This window comes from Stenotrophomonas sp. STEN035 (assembly GCF_056759935.1).
This window is the reverse complement of sequence record NZ_JBRRDY010000052.1, coordinates 1-20246: the sequence shown is the minus strand read 5'-3', so window position 1 is coordinate 20246 and position 20246 is coordinate 1. Positions and strand designations below refer to the sequence as shown.

Here is a 20246-nt window from a genome sequence, read left to right as displayed (position 1 = left end):
TGTTCTCTCGCCCCCCCCCGCCCCCCCCGCGCCATCTTCCTCTCCTCCTGGGCCCCCCGCGCCCGGGGGCGCCCGCCCCCCCCCCCCCCCCCCCCCCCCCCCCCCCCCCCCCCCACTACAGGTGGTGCTTCACCGCAACCAACCCGCCAACTGCTCGCGCGACAGCTTGCCGCGACGCGCTGTATCCAAGGCATTGAACTCATCAGCCAGGGCCGGATTTGCCTGTGCTTCCTCACGGCTGATGAAACCATCGCCATCCACATCCATTGCGTCGAAATCGATGCGGTAATTGCCGATCACGCTGTCCGGCTGGATCGATCGCACGGTGACCTGGGCCTGATCGGTGGGCATCAAAATCTGCGTGGAATGGGTGACCTTGCCAGTCGCCAGCGATTGCTCGCGCACATGCACCGGCGCATCGTTCAACGGCATGCTGACGGCTGGCTCAGGGCGCGGCACGGTCTGGGCGTTGGCGGCAACGGGCAGCAGGATGGCGAACGCCAGCGGTAGGGCAATACGAAGCGCGGACATGGCACGACTCATCGGTGGTGGAAACAGGGCCGCCACGCGGGTGGCGGCAGTTGTGATGGTAGTGCGCAGCAGCTGAACGGGCGAGCCGCTCAGCCGGGGATGAATGGGAAGACAAGTTTCAGCAAGCCCTTCAAACCACCTTCGGCGGTAGAGCTGATCGCCTTTGCGCCCAGGCTGTTGAGCGCGCGACGCAGATCGACCCAACGCAGTTGGGTGACGTCCTTTTTCAGCAGGTCGGCGACTTCTTCCGAGGCCGGGGCCAGCTTCTTCAAGGCATCCAGCGTGGCCTGCGGATCGGGCTGCAGGTAATTCCAGCGTTCGGCGATGTTGAGCAAGGTGTCGAAACGCACCGCCACCACTTCGCGATTGCGCTCGTAAACCGGGATCGCACCGACATCGAGAATGGCCTGCTCGAAGCGCTGGGCATCGTCGGGATGCTCGATGCGGACGGCAAGAAAGCCTTCTTTGCGACTGCGCTCGCTCACGTGTTTGGCCCCGGAGCGCAGGTTGGCCTCGGTCAGCACTGCCGCTACGATGCGCTGCAGGGCGGCTTCACCTTCTTCCGGTACCAGCGCCCGCCAGCGCGCATAACCATCGCGGCGCAGGCCTTTGACCTTGGCCGGGGTGACCCGCAATTGCAGCGCGACCGAAGCATTGGAATCGCTGCGATTGATCGCGCCATCGCGTTCGATCAATACGAAGATCAGCAGTTCAAGATCACGCTTGGTCAGCGACTGGAAACCCTGCATCAGGGTCAGTCGCAGAAACTCATTGCCGAAGCTGGCCGGGTCCTTCAGTTCGATGCTGTGCATTGCGGTTCCTCCCATGGCCTACAGCATGCCTGATATGGATTGCAGCAGCTGAGACTGGCGCTTTCAGGGTTTGGCTGAGGGTTGCAAACCGTATTCACGGCCGGGACGGTCGGCCTGGAAGGTTTCCACCGCACCACGGTCCTGCAGGGTGACGAAGACCTGGCGGCCGTCGCTGCCGCCAAAGGCGAGATTGGTCGGTTTGCGGCCCTTGAGCGGCACTTCGCGCAGCAGCTTGCCATCCGGCGCTACCACCGCAACCACACCGGCGTCGTAACGGGCGATATAGAGATTGCCGTCGGCGTCGCAGCGCATGCCGTCCATGCCGTAGTCATCGAAACGGATCAGCAGGCGCTTGTTGCTGATGCTGCCGTCGGCGGCGCGGTCGTAAACCCAGACATTGCGCTGCACGCTTTCGTTGACGTACAGGCGTTGGCCGTCCGGGCTGACCTCGATGCCATTGGTGGTGCCCATACCAGATTCGAGCAGGTGCACGCTGCCATCGCGGTCGATGCGCCACAGCTGACCATCATCGGCTTTGGCCCAGTTGGGATCACTGGCGTAAAGCGTGCCGTCGGGAGCGAGGGCGATGTCGTTGGGCTGGTGCGCGTTTGGAAGATGCGCGAACACGCTGACATTGGTTGAGCCCGGCGCCACGCGCAGGATGTTGTGGCGCGGGTAGTCGGCGATATACATCGTGCCATCACTGCCGAAGCGGATGCCGTTGCCTATGCTGCCTTCTGGCAGGGTGAGGAACAGCGTTGCCTTGCCGGTTTCATCAACACGGCCGATGGTGCCGTCTTTGCCGAGGTTGACCACGTACAGTGCGCCATCCGGGCCGGTCGCCGGGCCTTCGATACCGCTGGTGAAGGTGCCATCGCTGACGTGGTCGCGGGCGACGAAGGTGTCGGCGGCCAGCGCAGTGCTGGACAGCGTGACGAGCGCGAAAGCGGCAATACGGGCGCGGGTGATCTGGCGGGCGATGGCGGCGACTTCCGTGTGGGTGGAAGCGCGAGTGTGCCAGAGGCTTGGGGTGGAGCGTGGGTGTGGTTGCGTGGGCAACTTTGGAAGCGGGGCTGTCTTGGCTTTTTGCTCTTGGCTTTGGCTTCGGCTTTGGCCTTGGCCTTGGCCTTGGCCTTGGCCTTGGCCTTGGCTTTGGCTTTGCTGTAGCTCCCTTCTCCCGCATGCGGGAGAAGGTGCCCGGAGGGCGGATGAGGGCGCTTTGGCTTTGCTATTGCTGGCTTTGCGAGAAGCAAAGCACAAGCTGGAAGGGCAGGCAAAGGCTGCCCTCACCCCAACCCCTCTCCCGTAGACGGGAGAGGGGCTTCAATCAAAGGCCCTTGGCTCTTGGGGTCACGAATACGGTGATTTCCTCACGGTCGTGATACAGCTGCTTGGCGCGGATGGTCAGCGGCTTGTCAGCCTTTTCGGCAAACAGATCCAGGCATAGGCGCGTCTCATCCCAGCGCTTCTTCATCGGCAGCTTGAGGTTGAAGATGGCGTGCTTGCACCAGCCTTCGCGCAGCCAGGTGCCCATGCGTTCGGCCACGCGGCGTGGCTGCTCGACCATGTCGCAGACCATCCAGTCCAGCGGCGTTTCCGGCTGCCAATGGAAACCATCGGCACGCAGGTGCTCGACCAGGCCGGTATCCAATACATGCTGGCGCAGCGGGCCGTTGTCGATGCTGTTCACGCGCAGGTGCTGACGGGTCAGTACCCAGGTCCAACCGCCAGGCGCAGCGCCCAGGTCGGCCGCACGCATGCCCGGCACCACCAACGCTTCGCGTTCTTCCGGTGTAAGCAGGGTCATGAAGGCTTCTTCCAGCTTCAAGGCCGAACGCGAGGGCGCATCCGGCAGCAGCTTCAAGCGCGGAATACCGAGCAGCCACGGTGCGCTGTCGCGGGTATCGGAGACGCAAACGAAGGCATGCGTGCCATCGACGAACACCACATGCAGGCGCGGCAGCTTGCCGTTGGGTTTGTCTGTGAGCAGGCCGCCTTTGCGCAGCGCCGGGCGCAGCGCATTGCCGAAGGCGCGGGCCAGGCCGGCCAGCGGCTTGCCGGCATCCGAATCGGGGTGCTCCACCCACAGATCACCAAACCGCTGCTGGCCTTCCAGCGCGGCGATGATCGGGGTGATGCGATCGCTGGCATCGAGCTGCGGCAGTTCGGCCAGCACGCGTAGCTTCTGGCGGGCGAAGATCAGCTCGCGCCAGGGCAGGCGCTGGTCCAGTGCTTGGGCCTCATCGGTGACGAACACCACATAGCCATCATTGCGCTGGGTGCGGGCGTAACCGGCAATGCCGGCATGGCCGGCACGGTCGTTCAATTCGCCGGCCAGTTCCGGTTCAAAGCCTTGGCGGCAGTAGCAGAGCAGGCCGGTCATGGAAATCCTTGGTTTGTTGCGGGTGGGCTTCTCCTTCTCCCGCCGGGAGAAGGTGCCCGTAGGGCGGATGAGGGTAGGTGACGCTTCGGTAGCAGACTGTATGAGAACTGCCGGACCCTCACCCCAACCCCTCTCCCGGTGGGAGAGGGGCTTTATGGTCAGTAGCGTGCGCCGTCGTTCTTGCCATAGCTGTGCAACACGGCGCGGGCGTCGTCGCGGTTGATGCCTTGTACGACCTCGATGCCACGCTTGTTCAGCTCACCGGCCCAATCGGCCGGCAGCGGGCCTTCGTCGAACGGGGTGAGTTCTTCCACGTCAGTGGCGCAGGCGCCAATCAGCAGGCGGTCGATGCCGGCCCAGACGGTGGCGCCGTAGCACTGGCAGCAGGGTTGCGAGGACGTAGCCAGGGTGATTGGCGACAGCAGCGCGTTCAGGCGCGGGGTGTTGAGCTTCTGCTGGGCCAGCATATAGGCCATGTTTTCGGCATGCGCCAACGAGGTGGCGTGCGGCACCACCCGGTTCACCGCGGCGGCGATCACCTTGTGGTCCGGGCCGAATACCACCGCGCCAAACGGGCCACCACTGGCGTGTTCAACGTTCAGCCGCGACAGCTCGATGGCCAACGCCACCTTGTCCGCATCGCTGGTATAGGCGCGGTCGCAGTTGACGGCGTCGTGGATCCAGACGGGGAGGGTGAGGTGAACCTGGGCGTGCAGCATGATGATGACCGGCGTTGTGGCAAAAAACGGCGGTCAGTTTAGCGGACTGGGGGGCTGGGCTGGCTTTGGGCTCGGGGGCTGTTCAGGTGCGAGGGTCGGCCGAGCACGCTGACGTTGAGCGGAGCCGCACTCAGCCCCTCCCCTTTGGCGAAGCCAAGGGGGAGGTTGGGAGGGGGTTGGCTTTTGCTTGTGGGTTTGGGATTGACGCGAAAAGCACCCCTCCCCAACCCTCCCCTTGGCCTTCGGCCAAAGGGAGGGAGCGAAGCGCTTAGAACTCCGCACCCACCGTCATGAAGATCTGCCGCGGGGCGCTGGCATGGATGGAATAGCGGGTGCCCTTGGGATCGGTCGGGGCAAACGAGCTGAGCTGGCCGGCGTAGCGCTTGTTGGTCAGGTTGGTGACGTTCAAGGACACCTTGACGTTCTGCAGGCCCAGGCCGGGGCCGAAGCTGTAGCCGCCGCCGGCATCGAAGGTGGTCACGCCCGGCACCGACTGGTCGTTGGTATAGGTGTAGTAGCGCTTGCCGGTGTACTTGGCGCGCAGGCTGGCGAACCAGCCGTCACGGTTCCAGCTCAGCTCGCTGGAGGCCATGCGCTGTGGCGTATCGACGGTGATCTTGCCGGCCACCGGCACGATCGCACCGCCGGAGATGTAGTCGTCCTCGTAGGTGGTCTTGTTCCAGGACAGCGCGTTGTACCACTGCAGGCCCTGCACCGGCTTGAGGATGAAGGTCAGCTCCGCGCCCTGGCTCTTCACCGAGCCGACGTTGATGAAGCGGGTGATGCACTCCGGACGCGTGCCGACTTCGATGCTGGTGCAGGGGTTAAGCGAGAGCAGGCGGTTGTCGAACATCACGTGGTACGCAGCCAATGAAGCCTGGTACTTGCTGCCGAAGGTGCGGAAGCCGGCCTCGAAGGTCTTGGACTTCTCCGGTTCCAGGCCAGCGCTGGCAGCAAAGGACTCGGGCGAGACCTGCAGCGGGCCGCCGCTGCCGCCGCCGACGAAGGCGGCGATGTTCTCGGCATAAGAGGCGAACAGTTCGTTGTTGGCATTGAGCTTGAAGCCAACACCCAACTGCGGCAGCAGCGATTCCTTGGCGGTCAGCGTGCCAGAAGCCAGCTTCTGCTCGGTGCCGGGTTTGGCGGTGGCGCGCATGCGGGTGTTCGGGCTCTTGATGCCGATATCCACGGTCAGGCGCTGGTCCAGGAAGCGCATGCGGTCCTGCACGTAGAACTGGCGCGTGCGGATATCGAAGTCCTGGTCGAACAGACGACGGTCCGGATTCTTGAGGTAGGTGTCGTCGAGGAACGGGCCGTCGATGTAGTAGAAGTTGCGCTCGACGTTGTGGTCGTTCTGCTCGAACCACAGACCGGCTTCCAGCTCATGGATGCCGACGTTCCACGACAGCGCAGCGGTCAGACCCTGACGATCAATCGTGTAGTTGGTGCTGCGGATCGAGATCGGCAGCATGCGGTCGGTGCCCGGATACGAGGGCTGGCCTGGTGCCCACCAGTGGCCCTGGCCACGGTTGTCGTGGTGATAGGCGAGCAGCTTGAGGTTGAGCTCGTCGCCCAGATGCAGGCTGGCATCGAGTGAATACAGATTGTCATCGCGCAGGGCGCGGCTCTGGTAGTAGGCGTCGTCGATGCTGTTGACGCCACCGCTGAAGGCGCAGCGCTTCGCATCGAAGGTTGCCGGTGCGCAATAGGCAGCGGCAACGGCGCGATCCCAGTCCGGTGCATAGATGTTCCAGTCGTAGCCCAGCCCACGCTGCAGCATGCTCTTGGACAGGTAGGCGTAGTTGGCCTGGCTTGCCCGCGAGGTGGCAACGAAGGCGCCGAAGCGGTGATCACCCACGTTCCACACCGCCTTGGCGTTGAACTGGCGGGTGGTCTGGTTCTGGTGCGGTGCGGCCCACATGTCGGCATCCTGATGCACGCCGGAGACATAGGCAGAGAAACCATTCAGATCGCCGGTATCCACGCGCAGATAGCCACGGCGCTGGTTGTCATCGCCAACGGTGACACTGGCGCGGCCGCCGAATACAGTGGACGGGTCCTGTGAGAAGTACTGGATGGCACCGCCCAGGTTGCTGGTCGAAGCGACGCCCAGCGAGCCGATGCCCTGCGACAACTCGGCGCCGCCCAGGTTCTCGGCGATGATGGCGCGGGCGATGCTCAGGCCGTTGTAGTTGCCATAGCTGTTGTCGCCGAGCGGGATGCCATCGAGCGTATAGCCAAGGCGGGTCTTGTCGAAGCCGCGCAGGCTGATGGTCTGCGATTCTTCGTTGGCACCGAAGGCGTCGTTGGACTGCACCGAGACACCGGGCAGGCGATCAAGAATCTTCTGTCCGCTGCTGCCGGGTGGCAACACCTGCTTGTCGACCTCACCGATGCGTTGCACCTGGCGGGTCTGGCCCTGGCCGATCACCGAGATGGTATCCAGCGTCTGCGCGGAGGCGCTGTCGGCGGCATCTGCCGCGGCATAAGCGTGGCTGGTACACAGGGCGAGCGTGATGGCAAGGCTGAGGCGTTTGGAAATCATGGTTTACCGGTTCCGTGGGAGGGCCGGCGCACGCCGGTCACGGAAGGGTGTCGGTGTTTTGTTAAAGCTCGTTTACGGTGTTCTCCAATTGCGCTGTTTTGCACAGTATTGGTGACGGGCTTCCCGCTTGATGCTGCTTGGAACAGGTGTTTCCTGCGAACGTGGTTACGGCTGGCGGAAAAAAAACGCCGCGACAAAGCGCGGCGTCCGGTGTTGCATCCATCAATCGCAGCATCAACCCATGTACAGGCCACCGTTGACCGGATAGTCAGCGCCGGTCACATAGGCCGCATCATCGCTGGCCAGCCACGCGCACAGCGCAGCTACTTCCTCCGGCTTGCCGAGACGGCGGATCGGCACCGAAGCCGCCAAGCGGTCCAGTACATCCGGCGGGAAGCTGCTGATCGCCTGGCTGGCGATATAACCCGGCGAAATGGTGTTGACGGTGACGCCGCGCGCTGCGACTTCCGCTGCAAGCGCGCGACTGAAGCCGTGCATCGCCGCCTTGGCGGTTGCGTAGTTGACCTGGCCGATCTGGCCCTTCTGCGCACTGACCGAGCCGATGTTGATGATGCGGCCCCAGTTCTGGTTGGTCATGCCATCGACCACCTGCTTGCTCAGGTTGAACAAGGTGTTGAGGTTGGAGGCGATCACCGCGTTCCAATCCTCGCTGCTCATCTGCCGGAACAACATGTCACGGCTGCCGCCGGAGTTGTTGACCAGCACGTCAACCTCACCCACTTCCGCACGCACCTTGGCGAACGCGGCGGCGGTGGAGTCCCAGTCGGCGGCATTGCCTTCGGAGACGATGAAGTCGAAGCCGAGTTCGCGCTGCTCTCGGATCCAGTTGGCCTTGCGCGGTGAGTCCGGCGCGCAGCCCGCCACCACGGTGTGGCCAGCGCGGGCCAGGGACTGGCAGATGGCAGTGCCGACACTGCCCATGCCACTGGTGACATAAGCGATACGTAGCGTCATGTTGCTCTCCAATGCGTCAGGTAGGTGCCGCTTACGCGGCCAGCGGATACAGGGCGAACAGCAGGCTGCCGGCCATCAGGATCAGTGAAATCAGCACGGCCCACTTCAGGGTGAACTTCTGGTGGTCAGCGAAATCGACCTTGGCCAAGCCAACCAGCAGATAGGTGGACGGCACCAAGGGGCTCAGCAGATGCACCGGCTGACCGGCCAGCGACGCACGTGCCATTTCCACCGGAGTGATGCCGTAGTGCCCCGCCGCTTCGGACAGGATCGGCAGCACGCCGAAATAGAACGCGTCGTTGGACATGAAAAAGGTGAAGGGCATCGATGCCACGGCGGTGATCACCGCCAGGTACGGGCCCCAGGCTTCCGGAATGACTGACAGGAAGCCGCGCGACATCGCCTCGACCATGCCGGTGTTGGACAGGATGCCGGTGAAAATGCCCGCAGCGAAGATCAGCGACACCACCGACAACACGTTGCCGGCGTGGTTGACCACGCGGCGACGCTGCTCGGCCAGGTTCGGGTAGTTGATCACCAGCGCGATGGCGAAGCCGACCATGAACAGGATCGGCATCGGCAGCAGGCCGATCACCAGTGCCGCCATCAGCGCCAGGGTAAGGGCGAAGTTGACCCACAGCAGCTTCGGCCGCTTGGTGTCTTCGGCGTCTTCAACGGTCGGCAACGCATCGCTGTCGTCGGAGACGCTGACATCCATCCACGAACCACCCTGCGGCAGGCTGACCACACCCAGGCGACGGCGTTCCTTCATGCCCAGGTACCAGGCCAGCACCAGAATGCCGATGCAGGCCAATACCATGGCTGGAATCAGCGGTACGAATACATCGGCCGGGTCCACATGCAGGGCCGTGGCCGCACGCGCGGTCGGGCCGCCCCACGGGGTGAGGTTCATCACGCCGCCAGCGAGGATGGTTACGCAGGTCATGCTCAGCGCGTTCATGCCCAGACGACGGTACAGCGGCAGCATCGCCGACACGGTGATCATGTAGGTGGTGGAGCCGTCGCCATCGAGCGAGATCAGCATCGCCAGCACCGCGGTGCCCATCACGATCTTCAGCGGATCGCCCTTGACGATGCGCAGGATGATGCGCACCAGCGGGTCGAACAGGCCGGCGTCGATCATCACCCCGAAGTAGAGGATTGCGAACATCAGCATCACGCCGGTCGGCGCGATCTTCTTGATGCCGTCGAGCATCATTTCGTCAAGGCCGGCACCGAAACCGCCGATCAGGGCGAACACGATGGGTACGGTAATCAGGGCGACCAGCGGCGACAGTCGTTTGCTCATGATGAGATACATGAACGTCAGAACCATGCCGAAGCCGAGGATGGTCAGCATCATCTGCAGACTCCTAGTAGGGACAGGACGGGAATGGGGTGTTTAGAAATCGAACTGCAGGCGGCCGGTGATCGCGCGGGTGTGGTCCACGGTGGTATCGGTCAGGCGGTTGCGGTTGCGGCTTTCAATCAGGTTGAGCATGAAGCGCAGGTTGTCGCGCAGGTACCAGTTGCCGGCCAGGGTCCAGGCCTCGGTGCTGCCGTTGCGCAGATCGGGCTGGCCATCCAGGTGCTGGCTGCCGCGCATCTGGTCGTAGCGCAGCGCAAGTTCGAACGCGCCCGGCTTGTGGCGGATATCCTTGATGCGGGCGAAGCGGCCGGTCTTGCGGTCATAGCTGCGCGATTCGCCGGTGACGAACCAGCTGAGCATGCCGTAGGCGGCCAGTACCTCGCCGCGCTGCGCGCCGTCGTCGAAGGTGGCGCCGCTGAATTCGCCCTGCCATGACAGCGGGCCGCGCACCTGCGCGTATTCCAGCGACCACTTGTTGACGTCGGTATCGCGACCGGCCGAGAAGTCGACCAGGGTCAGTCGACTTTCATCGGACAGATGGCCGGCCGGGCGCGGGCGGATGCGCAAGGCAGGAACGCCATTCACACCGGGGTTGTCATAGGCCTCGCGGGCCAGCGACAGGCCCAGGTGCAGCACATCGCCAGCGGCCGGGCTCGGTGCCCAGGTGACGCGGCCACCGGCGGCGCGGCCCTTCACCTGCCAGGCATCGATGCTTTCCAGGCTGTAGGCGCTGGCGGCCCAGGTCATATCGCCCGGATTTGCCTGCCACGACGCGCCAAGGCGGTACAACGGAGCAAGGCTGGTGCCGGCGTTGCCGCGCTCCAGGAAGCTGCCGTAGTTGGAGCCGGTACGGTCGTCCAGCGAGTAGTACTGCTTGAACTGGCCCACCGTCAGCTTGCCGGCATCGCCGAAGCTGCGGCTGACGTAGACGTCCTTGGCCTCGGGGCGGTCGCCAGAGAAATCGGCTTCCAGCTTGTAGTCGACCACGAAGAACTTGCCTGACACATCCAGCCAGGCGCGACGGATCTCGGTGTCGTCCTTGTTCGGGGTGCCACGGTGGTCATTGTCGAAGCTGGCGAAATCCAGATGCAGGCGGCCGCCGATGGTGGCCGTGACCGGACCTTCGTCTTCTGCCGCCAGCGCTGGAGCGCTTAGGCACAGCAGGACAGCGGCAGCAAGGCTGCGCTTTTGGAAAACACTCAGTTCCACAAACCCTCCCAGGTGCGCGCCAGGCGCGCGGCATACATGGGCACCTGCTGGTGCGTGGCCGCAGTCTGGAGGGGACTAGCTGTCATCCGCCTGTCAGGGGTTTGTGCGGCGCAGCAATATGCGCTGGGACTGCGTCTTCGCGGCTTCCGCGTTAGCATTCGCGCCTTCCCGCCACATTCCCCTGCGATGCGCCTGCTGCTGGTTGAAGACAATGCGGACCTGGCCGATGCCATCATCCGTCGCATGCGCCGCAATGGCCACGCGGTGGATTGGCAGGCCGACGGCATGGGCGCGGCGAGCGTGCTGCGCTACCAGAGCTTTGATCTGGTGGTGCTGGATATTGGCCTGCCCAAGCTCGATGGCCTGCGCGTATTGGCTGGCATGCGCGAACGCGGCGACAGCACCCCGGTGCTGATGCTGACCGCTCGCGATGGCATCGAAGACCGTGTGCAGGCGCTGGATGTGGGCGCAGACGACTATCTGGGCAAGCCTTTCGACTTCCGCGAATTCGAGGCGCGTTGTCGGGTATTGCTGCGTCGTGGTCGAGGCCAGGCCAGTGAAGTAGTGCAGATCGGCGGTTTCCAGTTCGACAATGCCGCGCATCGGGTCAGCCTGGACGGCGAGGTGATCGAACTGCCAAACCGAGAATTCCGCCTGCTGGAAATCCTGGTCGGGCGGCTTGGTCAGGTCGTCGGCAAGGATGAGATAGCCAAGGGTCTGTTCGGCTTCGATGACGAAGCGGGGCCCAATGCCATCGAGCTGTATATCGGGCGGCTGCGCAAGAAACTGGTAGCCGCACCCTTGCGCATCACTACCGTGCGTGGCGTGGGCTACATGTTGGAGGCCAGCGAAGGCGCTTGCGATGGCAACGGCTGAAATCCACGCCTCCGGCTCATTGCGGCGCACCTTGATGCTGTATCTGGGCGCGTTGCTGGCGGTATTCGCGGTGGCCTTGCTGTTTGCTGCGCGCGACTACGGACAACGCGCTGCAAACCGCTCCTACGATCACCTGTTGGTGTCTTCGGCGCTGTCCATCGCCGACTCGGTCGCATTGGTTGACGGCCAATGGCAGGTGGATCTGCCGTATGCGGCCTTGGACCTGTTGTCGATGGCCGAGGAGGACCGCGTGTTCTATCGCGTGGCTGATAGTCGCGGTCGCACCATCACCGGTTATGAGGATCTGCCTCTCGCACCACGCAAGACCGGCAGCCAACCGCAGTTGTTCGATGCCGAGTACAGCGGCGAAACCGTGCGCTTCGTGGTGGTCAGTCGCAGCTTTGCTGCCGCCTCGGCGCAGGGCGAAGTGCAGGTGCAGGTGGGGCAGACCCGTCGCGCACGTGCCGAGCTGGCGCAGGAAATGGTCAACCGCGCCTTGATCGCCATCGGCGTGCTGTCGGCCTTGTTGCTGGCGCTGGTGGCATTCGGCGTGCATCGCGCGTTCCGTCCGTTGGTACGGCTTGAGCGCGAACTGTCGCGACGCGAGCCGTCTGACCTGAAACCGCTGGATACGCGCGTACCGCGCGAGATGAACCAGATGGTTGGCGCGTTGAACCGCTTCATGGAGCGCCTTTCCAGCAGCAATGAAACCCTGCGTGCGTTCATGGCCGAGGCCGCGCACCAGATGCGCACGCCGCTGGCGGCATTGCGCGCGCAGGCACAGCTGGCGCTGGATGAAGAAGAGCCCGAGGACATGCAGCGCAGCCTGCGTGCGATCGAGCGCAACGCCACTCATATGAGTCGCCTGCTCAACCAGTTGCTCAGCGATGCCAGCGTCATCCACCGTTCCAACCTGCAGCGCTTCGCGCCGCTGGATCTGGCCGAAACCGTGCATCAGGCCTTGCATGAAGCCTTGCCGCAGGCAGGCCCGGCACCACGTGTGCAGCTGGCGATCACTACCGGCGCGGTGCAGGTCAACGGCGACGCCCTGCTGTTGCGTGAGGCGATCAAGAACCTGATCGACAACGCGATGAAGTACGGCGGCGATGGCCCGCTGCAGATCGCCCTGACCGTGCAGGACACGCAAGCGGTATTGACCATCGCCGACCACGGCCCCGGCATCAGCGCCGCCGATGCCGAGCGCGTATTTGAGCGTTTCGGGCGTGGCGAGAACGCACCTGCCGGTGGTGCCGGCCTGGGGCTGGCCATCGTCAAGCGGGTGGTTGAAAGCCATGGCGGCAGCATCGACCTCAGTAATCGGCCCGAAGGCGGCCTGGTCGCCACCATCCATCTGCCAAGGCATGCCGCATGAGCCGCTTGTTGATCCTGTTGTTGGGCGTGCTGCTGGCACCGTCATTGCGCGCTGCGCCGGGTGACGTACAGCGTTTCCCCGCACAAGGCGTGGCGACTGAACAGCTGCGCATCCACGGCACCACCGATATCGAAGTGTTCGCGGTGGTGATCGCCGATTACCAGCGCCTGCACCCGGGCACGGAAGTCGTCTACGAAGACATCATCACCCAGGATCTGTACGCGCGGTTCCTGCGCGACCGCAACAGCGCGCGCACGCCGGATCTGCTGATCTCCAGCGGCATGGATCTGCAGACCAAGCTGGTCAACGATGGCTATGCGTTGCCGCATCGGTCGCCGCAGACCGAAGCCGTGCCGTCCTGGGCGAAGTGGCGCAATGAAGCCTTCGGCATCAGCTACGAGCCGGTGGCGATGGTCTACAACACGCGTGCATTGCCGGCAGCGAAAGTGCCGCACACACGCCGCCAGCTGCTGGATCTGCTGCGTGCCGAAGGCGCACCGCTGCGCGGCAAGGTCGGCACCTACGATATCGAACGCAGCAGTGTCGGCTATCTGCTGGCGACCCAGGACGCGCAGCGCGGCAGCATCGCTGGCGCCTTGCTCGGCGCGTTGGGTGACAACGGCGTGGTGCGCGAGGAGCGTACCGGCGTGCTGTTGGATCAGGTCAGCAGCGGCAAGCTGTCGTTGGTCTACAACGTGTTGGGTTCCTACGCGCAGGCGCGTATCGATGCTGGTGCGCCCTTGGGCATCGTCGAGCCGGAGGACTACACGCTGGTGGTGCTGCGCACGGCGGTGATTCCGCGCAACAGCCCGCACCCGGCCGAAGCCAAGCGTTTTCTGGACTACCTGTTGTCGGTGCGCGGGCAGCAGGTGCTGTCACGCGAGGCGCGACTGATGCCGATCATCCGCAACGGTGGCGGTGACAGCGATCCCGGCCAGAACCGGCGGCCGATCCAGCTTGGGCCGGGCTTGCTGGTGTATCTGGATGCGCTCAAGCGCCGCCAGTTCCTCGATGCCTGGCGCAGCAGCGTCGAGCCCAAGCCGCGCTGAGCGCAGCTCAGCGTACCGGTGCGGGATTCTCGGTCATTGGTTGGCGCAGCGGATCGCTGCTGCCTGCTGCAGCGCATTTTCCCTGCACGCAACTGCAGCCCTGGATCTCCGGAAAGCCGCAGACACCCATCATGCCCTTGGCCTGGCAGCTGGCCTGCACGCCGGCCGGATCGGTGGGGCTGTTGACGTTGACGCAGGCGGGGTAATAACCGCAGCAGTTGCCGACGTTCTTCACCGTGCAATCGGCGTCGACCTTGCAGCTGCTGTCGACCACGACGGGCGTGGCAGCAGGTTTGGCAGGTGTTGATTGTTCGCTGGCCGGGACCGGTGCGGGCGCTTGCGAGGTGACAGGTGCGGTAGCGGCCGGTGAGCTGCAGGCGGTGACGGCGAGCAGCAGGCAGAGCAGCAGTGACAGACGGAACATGGGTGGAATCCTGTTCTGGGCACGCGACCATGGTAGCCGCGTCCCATGTGAGCAGGGGGGTACCGGGCTGTCAGCCGGCAACCCCGCCCATCCTGATCAGGCCGACCAGGTATCGCGCAGGGTCACGCTGCGGTTGAACACCGGCTTGGCCGGGGTGTGGTCGCGGCGATCGGCGACGAAGTAGCCGGTGCGCTCGAACTGGTAGCTCTGTTCCGGTGCGGCCAGTGCCGCGGCCGGTTCGACGTAACCGGTGACGACCTTGCGCGATTCCGGGTTCAGGTAATCGCGGTAGGTCTTGCCGTCGGATTCATCGTCCGGGTTGGCCACCGAGAACAGGCGGTCGTACAGGCGCACTTCGGCTTCCACCGCGTGCTGGGCGCTGACCCAGTGGATGGTGCCCTTGATCTTGCGGTTGGCGCCTTCCATGCCCGGACGCGATTCCGGGTCCAGCCAGCCGCGCAGCTCGACGATCTCGCCGGCGTCGTTCTTGATCACTTCATCGACGCGGGCGATGCCGGCGCCACGCAGGCGTACTTCGCCGCCCGGGACCAGACGCTTCCAGCCCTTCGGCGGCACTTCGGCGAAGTCTTCGCGCTCGATCCACAGCTCACGCGAGAACGGCACTTCGCGGCTGCCGAAGCTTTCGTCCTTCGGGTGGTTGCTGAAGGTGAGGGCTTCTTCGTGGCCTTCCGGCAGGTTGGTCAGCACCAGCTTGAGCGGATCGATCACCGCCATGCGGCGTGCGGCCGCGCTGTCCAGGTCTTCGCGCAGGGCGCCTTCGAGCACGCTGAAATCGATCAGCGAGTTCTGCTTGGAAATGCCAACGCGCTCAGCGAACAGGCGCATCGCCGCCGGGGTGTAACCACGACGACGCAGGCCCTGCAGGGTCGGCATGCGCGGGTCTTCCCAGCCATCGACCAGGTTTTCGGTGACCAGCGCCATCAGCTTGCGCTTGCTCATCACCGTGTAGTTGATGTTCAGGCGTGAGAACTCGATCTGGCGCGGCTTGGCGGCCTCACGCGGCAGGCCCTTGTCGACCAGCGGCTGGGTCAGAGCGTTGTCGTGGGCGTAGTCGACGTTATCCACGCACCAGTCGTACAGCGGGCGGTGGTCTTCGAATTCCAGCGTGCACAGCGAGTGGGTGATGCCTTCCAGCGAATCGCCCAGCGCATGCGCGAAGTCATACATCGGGTAGATCGGCCAGGCATTGCCGGTGTTCTGGTGCTCGACGTGCTTGATGCGGTAGATCGCCGGGTCGCGCAGGTTGATGTTGCCGCTGGCCATGTCGATCTTGGCGCGCACGGTGCGGGCGCCATCGGCGAACTCACCGGCGCGCATGCGCGCGAACAGGTCCAGGTTTTCCTCGACGCTGCGCTCGCGGTACGGCGAGGGGCGGCCCGGCTCGGTCAGCGAGCCGCGGTAGGCACGCACTTCGTCGGCAGACAGGTCGCAGACATAGGCCTTGCCGTCGCGGATCAGCTTCTGTGCGGCCAGATAATAGGCGTCGAAGTAGTCCGAGGCGTGACGCAGCTCGTTCCACTCGAAGCCCAGCCAGCGCACGTCGTCCTGGATGGCCTGCACGTACTCCGGGTCTTCCTTGGCCGGGTTGGTGTCATCGAAGCGCAGGTTGCAGACGCCGCCGAACTCGCCGGCAATGCCGAAGTTCAGGCAGATCGACTTGGCATGGCCGATGTGCAGGTAGCCATTGGGCTCGGGCGGGAAGCGGGTCTTGATGGCCGTGTGCTTGCCGCTGGACAGGTCCTCACGGACGATCTGACGGATGAAATCGCGCTTTTCGGGGGCGTTTTCCGGTGTGGCAGCGACAGCAGGCGTGTTCTCGGACATGGGGGACGCAGTGTATTGAAGTAAACCGCAAGTTTAGCCGAGCCGGGCGTTGGCTGCCGGGGCGGAGCTATGCTGGGGTCTCACGCCACTTGGATTTGCCCTGATGGACCGCCCCGTTCTGGTGATAGGCAACAAGAACTACTCTTCCTGGTCGCTGCGCCCGTGGCTGCTGCTGCGCCATTTCGGGGTGGAGTTCGACGAGGTGCGGCTGGCCCTGGATACGCCGGGTTTTGCCAGCGAAGTGCTGCAACATTCGCCGACCGGAAAGGTGCCGGCTTTGCGTGATGGTGGTTTGCAGGTCTGGGATTCGCTGGCGATCTGCGAGTACGCCAATGAGCGCTGGCTGGGTGGACGCGGCTGGCCGGCCGATCTGGCACAACGCGCCGTGGCGCGGGCCGCTGCGGCCGAGATGCATTCAGGTTTCTCCGCGCTGCGCAGCCAACTGCCGATGAACAGCCGGCGCCAGCCCGACGGCTACCGCTGGGACGCCGCCGCACAGGCCGATATCAACAGGATCCGCGCGCTGTGGAGCGAGCTGCGCCGCCAGTACGGCGCGGGCGGAGAGTTTCTGTTTGGTCAGTTCGGCATCGTCGATGCGATGTTCGCACCGGTGGCGGTACGCTTTGACGGCTACGGCGTGGCGGCGGAAGGTACGGCGGGCGAATACCTGCAGGCTTTGCTGGCGCTGCCGGCGCTGCGCGAGTGGCGCCAGGCCGGTGCTGTGGAAACCGAGCAGCTTGCTGCCACCGACGCCCTGCGCCAGCCGGTTTAAGCGGAGAACCCCATGCAGCTGATCTACCAGACCAATAATCTGTTCGACGCCCACCTCGTCAAACACGCGCTGGAGGACGCCGGCATCCCTGCCTTCGTGTTCGGCGAGTCCCTGCTGGGTGCGGGTGGCGAACTGCCCCTGTTTGGCCTGCTGCGGGTCTGCGTACCCGATTCGGCCAAGCCCGAGGCCGAGGACATCGTCGCTGCGCTGGGCTTGGACGATGGCCCTGCCGACCCCATCTTGGATGACGATGAAGCGCCGGGATTCCTCCCGGCCTGAGGAGCTGACATGTTGGGAATCGGCCAGGGAATACTGGGTATCGGCGCATTCAAGCAGCGCCTACCGCGCCCGGAAGAAGCACTGCCGGGGCGGGATACGCAGCTGCCGCTGCACAACCAGCACTTCGTCAACGGCCAGCCGCTGCAGGCCGATTTCGACGGGCTGCAGGTGCTGGACGTGGGCCTGGGCTGCTTCTGGGGTGCCGAGCGCAAGTTCTGGCAGCTGCCGGGCGTGGTGACCACGGCGGTGGGCTATCAGGGCGGCGTCACCCCGAACCCGACCTATGAAGAGGCCTGTTCCGGGCTTACCGGCCACACCGAGGTGGTGCGGGTGGTGTTTGACCCGGCCCAGGTGACGCTGGAGACGGTGCTGCGCACCTTCTGGGAGAACCACAATCCCACCCAGGGTATGCGTCAGGGCAACGACACCGGCACCCAGTACCGCTCGGCGATCTACTGCCACACGCAGGAACAGTACGACGCGGCGATTGCCAGCCGTGCTGCTTACCAGCAGCAGCTGACTGCTTCTGGTTTCGGCGAGATCACCACCGAGATCCTGTTCCCGGCACCGCCGTTCTATTACGCCGAGGACTACCACCAGCAGTATCTGGCGAAGAATCCGAACGGTTACTGCGGCATCGGCGGCACCGGCGTGAGCTGCCCGATTGGTCTGGATGTCTGAGTTGTGAGTGCCGCACCGCGCCGTTTGTTGGTGGTGTGGCACAGCTTTACCGGCGCTACTGCGTCGATGGTGGGCGCTTTGGTGCACGGTGCCCGCGAGAGTGCGGGTGATGCGGTGCGGGTGATTGCGCTGCGAGCTGGAGATGCGGATGCAGACGATGTACTTGCCGCCGATGCGGTGGTATTCGCCACGCCGGAGACATTGGCCTCGATGAGCGGGGCGATGAAGGATTTCTTTGATCGCAGTTATTACCCGCTGTTGGGGCGCTGCGAGGGCAAGCCGTATGCCCTGCTGGTGTGTGCCGGCTCGGATGGCCAGCCGACGATTGCGCAGTTGCGGCGGGTGGCTTTGGGGCTGCGCTTGAAAGAGGTGGCCGAGCCGGTGCTGGTGTGTACGCAGGCACAGACGGCTGAGGCGATTGTTGCTGAGAAGAAATTGCCTGATGTGCAGCTGGCACGAGGCCGAGAGCTGGGCGCGCTGCTCGCAGCAGGGCTGGAGCTCGGCGTGTTCTAGCTTTTGCGTTTGCTTAAGCCCCTCTCCCGCATGCGGGAGAGGGGTTGGGGTGAGGGCGCTTTTAGAGCACGTGGAGCAAATGCTTTAAAAGCTTCCCCTCATCCGGCCCTTCGGGGCACCTTCTCCCGCAGGCGGGAGAAGGGAGTAATCGGGCATTGCTTTGGCTGTCAGCCGCCCAACTCATCCAAAATCCGCTGACGCAAGGCCTGCAGATCCTTCGCAAACGCCTCAATACCAGTAGCCAGCTTCTCGGTAGCCATCGGGTCAGCCGCCATATCCACATCGAACTTCGCCTCATCAATCGCAGCGACGTTCACTGCTTCAGCAGCACCGGCCACCAGCTTGCGCGGCAGCTCGCCGAAATCAGCGTCCAGCTTCTCCAGCAGGTCCGGCGAGATGGTCAGACGGTCACAACCGGCCAGCGCTTCAATCTGCGCGGTCGAACGGAACGAGGCGCCCATCACTACCGTGCTGGAACCGCGACGCTTGAACTCGGCAAACACGCCGCGCACGAACACCACGCCCGGGTCTTCATCAATGCTGGCCGGCACCTGGCCGTTGGCCACGTACCAATCCAGAATCCGGCCGACGAACGGCGAGATCAGGAAGGAGGCGGCTTCCGAGCAGGCCAGGGCCTGGGTCGGGTTGAAGATCAGGGTCAGGTTGCAGTCGATGCCTTCGGCCTGCAGCACGCGCGCAGCTTCCACGCCGGCCCAGGTCGCGGCGATCTTGATCAGCACCTTGCTGCGCGGCACACCAGCCGCTTCGTACATGGCGATGAACTCGCGCGCCTTGGCAATCGTGGCCTCGGTGTTGTGCGCCTGGTCGGCATCCACTTCGGTGGAAACGCGGCCCGGCACCAGCTCGGCCAGCATGGTGCCGACGCCGACGGTCAAACGATCGACCACGGCATTGGCGATGGCCTGCTTGTCACCGCTTTGGGCGCGGCCCCACTGCAGCTCGCGCTCGATCAGGCCGGCATAGACCGGCAGATCGAGGGCTTTCTTCACCAGCGTCGGGTTGGTGGTGCAGTCGACCGGACGCAGGCGCTTGATGGCGTCGTAATCACCGGTATCGGCGACGACGACGGACAGTTCGCGCAGCTGGGCGAGCTTGGAGGGGGCCTGGGACATCATGGTTTCCTGTTGCAGGTGCGGCGCAGTGCGCTCAGCGGTGGAAATCGCCAGCCGCTTCGGGCTGGTAGTGAACGGCGGTGACGCGCAGGCGCAGCTTGCGGCCGCCGGGTGCGGTCCAGTCGATGGTCTGGCCAACCGACAAGCCCAGCAGGGCGCTGCCGACCGGTGCCAGCACGGACACGCGACCCTTGTCGAAGTCCGCTTCGTGCGGATAGACCAGGGTCAGGGAATGTTTTTCGTTGTGCAGTTCGTCTTCGCAGTCCACACGGGAGTGCATGGTGACGATGCCTTCGGGGATTTCTTCCGGCGGCAGCACCTGCGCGCGCTCAAGTTCCTGCGCAAGGGCAACAGCGGCCGGGTGCCGGCTCAGCGCCGGGGAGTCCAGCAGGGCCTCAAGACGGGCCATGTCACGGGTGGAAACAACGATGGATGGTGGCAGACCGCTGTGGCTGGTCATGGGAATTCCTTATCTGATTGAAGAGCAAGCAAAAGGCGACGCTTTGTCGGCGCCGCCCGGATTTCTATTGTGCTGGTGAAACGGGCCATCGGCGGCCCTATGAAGATCATGGGGCCGGTGGGGCCCGGATGCAATGTGGGGGAGGGTGGTATTCAGGTTTTGGGGGCAAAAGCTTACCCCTCCCCGGGGGGGGGCGGCCCCCCGGCCGGGCCGGCGGGGCGGGGGGGCGGGGGGGCGGGACGCGGGAGGCGCGCGGGGGGGGGGGGGGGGGGGGGGGGGGGGGGGAGCGGGGCGGGGCG

The 20246-nt window shown here is 64.5% G+C and carries 20 protein-coding genes; 7 read left to right on the top strand and 13 right to left on the bottom strand.

Features of this window, described 5'->3' with window-relative positions:
* Positions 1 to 129: 129 nt before the first annotated feature.
* The 9 genes from ACVOLL_RS19455 to ACVOLL_RS19415 form a co-directional block, all read right to left on the bottom strand.
* Positions 130 to 543 carry an EF-hand domain-containing protein gene (locus tag ACVOLL_RS19455; protein ID WP_481514390.1) on the bottom strand — a complete coding sequence of 138 codons (414 nt, stop codon included), beginning with the start codon at positions 541 to 543 and terminating at the stop codon, positions 130 to 132.
* 77 nt (positions 544 to 620) lie between these two features.
* On the bottom strand, positions 621 to 1343 hold the full coding sequence (locus ACVOLL_RS19450; protein ID WP_481514389.1) for a hypothetical protein: 723 nt from the start codon (positions 1341 to 1343) through the stop codon (positions 621 to 623).
* A gap of 63 nt (positions 1344 to 1406) precedes the next feature.
* Positions 1407 to 2312 (bottom strand): SMP-30/gluconolactonase/LRE family protein, encoded by a 906-nt coding sequence (locus ACVOLL_RS19445; protein ID WP_481514393.1) that lies wholly within the window; start codon positions 2310 to 2312, stop codon positions 1407 to 1409.
* Between the two features lie 358 nt (positions 2313 to 2670).
* Positions 2671 to 3726 carry a 23S rRNA (cytidine(2498)-2'-O)-methyltransferase RlmM gene (gene rlmM, locus ACVOLL_RS19440; RefSeq protein ID WP_481514388.1) on the bottom strand — a complete coding sequence of 352 codons (1056 nt, stop codon included), beginning with the start codon at positions 3724 to 3726 and terminating at the stop codon, positions 2671 to 2673.
* A gap of 158 nt (positions 3727 to 3884) precedes the next feature.
* The gene (locus ACVOLL_RS19435) at positions 3885 to 4445 is read right to left on the bottom strand and encodes a nucleoside deaminase (protein WP_481514387.1); all 561 of its coding nucleotides are present in this window, start codon (positions 4443 to 4445) and stop codon (positions 3885 to 3887) included.
* 268 nt (positions 4446 to 4713) lie between these two features.
* On the bottom strand, positions 4714 to 6990 hold the full coding sequence (locus ACVOLL_RS19430) for a TonB-dependent receptor (protein ID WP_481514386.1): 2277 nt from the start codon (positions 6988 to 6990) through the stop codon (positions 4714 to 4716).
* A 234-nt stretch (positions 6991 to 7224) separates the two neighbouring features.
* Positions 7225 to 7965 (bottom strand): acetoacetyl-CoA reductase, encoded by a 741-nt coding sequence (phbB, locus tag ACVOLL_RS19425; protein ID WP_313173455.1) that lies wholly within the window; start codon positions 7963 to 7965, stop codon positions 7225 to 7227.
* 31 nt (positions 7966 to 7996) lie between these two features.
* The gene (locus ACVOLL_RS19420; RefSeq protein WP_481514392.1) at positions 7997 to 9325 is read right to left on the bottom strand and encodes a CitMHS family transporter; all 1329 of its coding nucleotides are present in this window, start codon (positions 9323 to 9325) and stop codon (positions 7997 to 7999) included.
* 42 nt (positions 9326 to 9367) lie between these two features.
* Positions 9368 to 10543: an OprO/OprP family phosphate-selective porin gene (locus ACVOLL_RS19415; protein ID WP_481514385.1), complete on the bottom strand. Its 1176-nt coding sequence runs from the start codon at positions 10541 to 10543 to the stop codon at positions 9368 to 9370.
* A gap of 186 nt (positions 10544 to 10729) precedes the next feature.
* Here ACVOLL_RS19415 and ACVOLL_RS19410 point away from each other — a divergent pair, with 186 nt between their 5' ends.
* From ACVOLL_RS19410 to ACVOLL_RS19400, 3 genes are read left to right on the top strand one after another with little or no spacing between them, the layout of a single operon-like run.
* Positions 10730 to 11419 (top strand): response regulator, encoded by a 690-nt coding sequence (locus ACVOLL_RS19410; RefSeq protein ID WP_481514384.1) that lies wholly within the window; start codon positions 10730 to 10732, stop codon positions 11417 to 11419.
* Positions 11406 to 12791 carry a sensor histidine kinase N-terminal domain-containing protein gene (locus ACVOLL_RS19405; protein WP_481514383.1) on the top strand — a complete coding sequence of 462 codons (1386 nt, stop codon included), beginning with the start codon at positions 11406 to 11408 and terminating at the stop codon, positions 12789 to 12791. Before ACVOLL_RS19410 ends, ACVOLL_RS19405 begins: the two co-directional genes overlap by 14 nt.
* Positions 12788 to 13840 carry an ABC transporter substrate-binding protein gene (locus ACVOLL_RS19400; RefSeq protein WP_481514382.1) on the top strand — a complete coding sequence of 351 codons (1053 nt, stop codon included), beginning with the start codon at positions 12788 to 12790 and terminating at the stop codon, positions 13838 to 13840. Before ACVOLL_RS19405 ends, ACVOLL_RS19400 begins: the two co-directional genes overlap by 4 nt.
* A gap of 7 nt (positions 13841 to 13847) precedes the next feature.
* Here ACVOLL_RS19400 and ACVOLL_RS19395 read toward each other — a convergent pair whose 3' ends face one another.
* Positions 13848 to 14264 carry a hypothetical protein gene (locus tag ACVOLL_RS19395; protein ID WP_481514381.1) on the bottom strand — a complete coding sequence of 139 codons (417 nt, stop codon included), beginning with the start codon at positions 14262 to 14264 and terminating at the stop codon, positions 13848 to 13850.
* Between the two features lie 96 nt (positions 14265 to 14360).
* On the bottom strand, positions 14361 to 16109 hold the full coding sequence (locus ACVOLL_RS19390) for a glutamine--tRNA ligase/YqeY domain fusion protein (protein WP_481514380.1): 1749 nt from the start codon (positions 16107 to 16109) through the stop codon (positions 14361 to 14363).
* Positions 16110 to 16212: 103 nt separating this feature from the next.
* On the opposite strand from ACVOLL_RS19390, the gene ACVOLL_RS19385 reads away from it, so the two are divergent.
* From ACVOLL_RS19385 to ACVOLL_RS19370, 4 genes are read left to right on the top strand one after another with little or no spacing between them, the layout of a single operon-like run.
* Positions 16213 to 16881, top strand: coding sequence for a glutathione S-transferase family protein (locus ACVOLL_RS19385; protein ID WP_481514379.1), 669 nt, complete (start codon positions 16213 to 16215; stop codon positions 16879 to 16881).
* 12 nt (positions 16882 to 16893) lie between these two features.
* Positions 16894 to 17160 (top strand): putative signal transducing protein, encoded by a 267-nt coding sequence (locus ACVOLL_RS19380; protein WP_481509876.1) that lies wholly within the window; start codon positions 16894 to 16896, stop codon positions 17158 to 17160.
* A 30-nt stretch (positions 17161 to 17190) separates the two neighbouring features.
* The gene (gene msrA, locus ACVOLL_RS19375; RefSeq protein WP_481514391.1) at positions 17191 to 17841 is read left to right on the top strand and encodes a peptide-methionine (S)-S-oxide reductase MsrA; all 651 of its coding nucleotides are present in this window, start codon (positions 17191 to 17193) and stop codon (positions 17839 to 17841) included.
* A 3-nt stretch (positions 17842 to 17844) separates the two neighbouring features.
* Positions 17845 to 18354 (top strand): flavodoxin family protein, encoded by a 510-nt coding sequence (locus tag ACVOLL_RS19370; RefSeq protein ID WP_481514378.1) that lies wholly within the window; start codon positions 17845 to 17847, stop codon positions 18352 to 18354.
* Positions 18355 to 18521: 167 nt separating this feature from the next.
* On the opposite strand, the gene ACVOLL_RS19365 is transcribed toward ACVOLL_RS19370, so the two are convergent.
* Entirely contained in the window at positions 18522 to 19490 is a 969-nt protein-coding gene (locus tag ACVOLL_RS19365; RefSeq protein ID WP_481514377.1) for a transaldolase, read from the bottom strand.
* 31 nt (positions 19491 to 19521) lie between these two features.
* The gene (rnk, locus tag ACVOLL_RS19360; protein WP_282272444.1) at positions 19522 to 19947 is read right to left on the bottom strand and encodes a nucleoside diphosphate kinase regulator; all 426 of its coding nucleotides are present in this window, start codon (positions 19945 to 19947) and stop codon (positions 19522 to 19524) included.
* Positions 19948 to 20246: the final 299 nt, after the last annotated feature.

What these genes read in the sequence shown, in the direction of transcription:
- ACVOLL_RS19400 (WP_481514382.1), top strand. Translation starts at nt 12,788, where the DNA reads ATGAGCCGCTTGTTGATCCTGTTGTTGGGCGTGCTGCTGGCACCGTCA.
- ACVOLL_RS19430 (WP_481514386.1), bottom strand. Translation starts at nt 6,990, where the DNA reads ATGATTTCCAAACGCCTCAGCCTTGCCATCACGCTCGCCCTGTGTACC.
- ACVOLL_RS19395 (WP_481514381.1), bottom strand. Translation starts at nt 14,264, where the DNA reads ATGTTCCGTCTGTCACTGCTGCTCTGCCTGCTGCTCGCCGTCACCGCC.
- ACVOLL_RS19420 (WP_481514392.1), bottom strand. Translation starts at nt 9,325, where the DNA reads ATGCTGACCATCCTCGGCTTCGGCATGGTTCTGACGTTCATGTATCTC.
- ACVOLL_RS19380 (WP_481509876.1), top strand. Translation starts at nt 16,894, where the DNA reads ATGCAGCTGATCTACCAGACCAATAATCTGTTCGACGCCCACCTCGTC.
- rlmM (WP_481514388.1), bottom strand. Translation starts at nt 3,726, where the DNA reads ATGACCGGCCTGCTCTGCTACTGCCGCCAAGGCTTTGAACCGGAACTG.
- ACVOLL_RS19435 (WP_481514387.1), bottom strand. Translation starts at nt 4,445, where the DNA reads ATGCTGCACGCCCAGGTTCACCTCACCCTCCCCGTCTGGATCCACGAC.
- ACVOLL_RS19390 (WP_481514380.1), bottom strand. Translation starts at nt 16,109, where the DNA reads ATGTCCGAGAACACGCCTGCTGTCGCTGCCACACCGGAAAACGCCCCC.
- rnk (WP_282272444.1), bottom strand. Translation starts at nt 19,947, where the DNA reads ATGACCAGCCACAGCGGTCTGCCACCATCCATCGTTGTTTCCACCCGT.
- ACVOLL_RS19405 (WP_481514383.1), top strand. Translation starts at nt 11,406, where the DNA reads ATGGCAACGGCTGAAATCCACGCCTCCGGCTCATTGCGGCGCACCTTG.
- ACVOLL_RS19410 (WP_481514384.1), top strand. Translation starts at nt 10,730, where the DNA reads ATGCGCCTGCTGCTGGTTGAAGACAATGCGGACCTGGCCGATGCCATC.
- ACVOLL_RS19455 (WP_481514390.1), bottom strand. Translation starts at nt 543, where the DNA reads ATGAGTCGTGCCATGTCCGCGCTTCGTATTGCCCTACCGCTGGCGTTC.
- phbB (WP_313173455.1), bottom strand. Translation starts at nt 7,965, where the DNA reads ATGACGCTACGTATCGCTTATGTCACCAGTGGCATGGGCAGTGTCGGC.
- ACVOLL_RS19365 (WP_481514377.1), bottom strand. Translation starts at nt 19,490, where the DNA reads ATGATGTCCCAGGCCCCCTCCAAGCTCGCCCAGCTGCGCGAACTGTCC.
- ACVOLL_RS19450 (WP_481514389.1), bottom strand. Translation starts at nt 1,343, where the DNA reads ATGCACAGCATCGAACTGAAGGACCCGGCCAGCTTCGGCAATGAGTTT.
- ACVOLL_RS19385 (WP_481514379.1), top strand. Translation starts at nt 16,213, where the DNA reads ATGGACCGCCCCGTTCTGGTGATAGGCAACAAGAACTACTCTTCCTGG.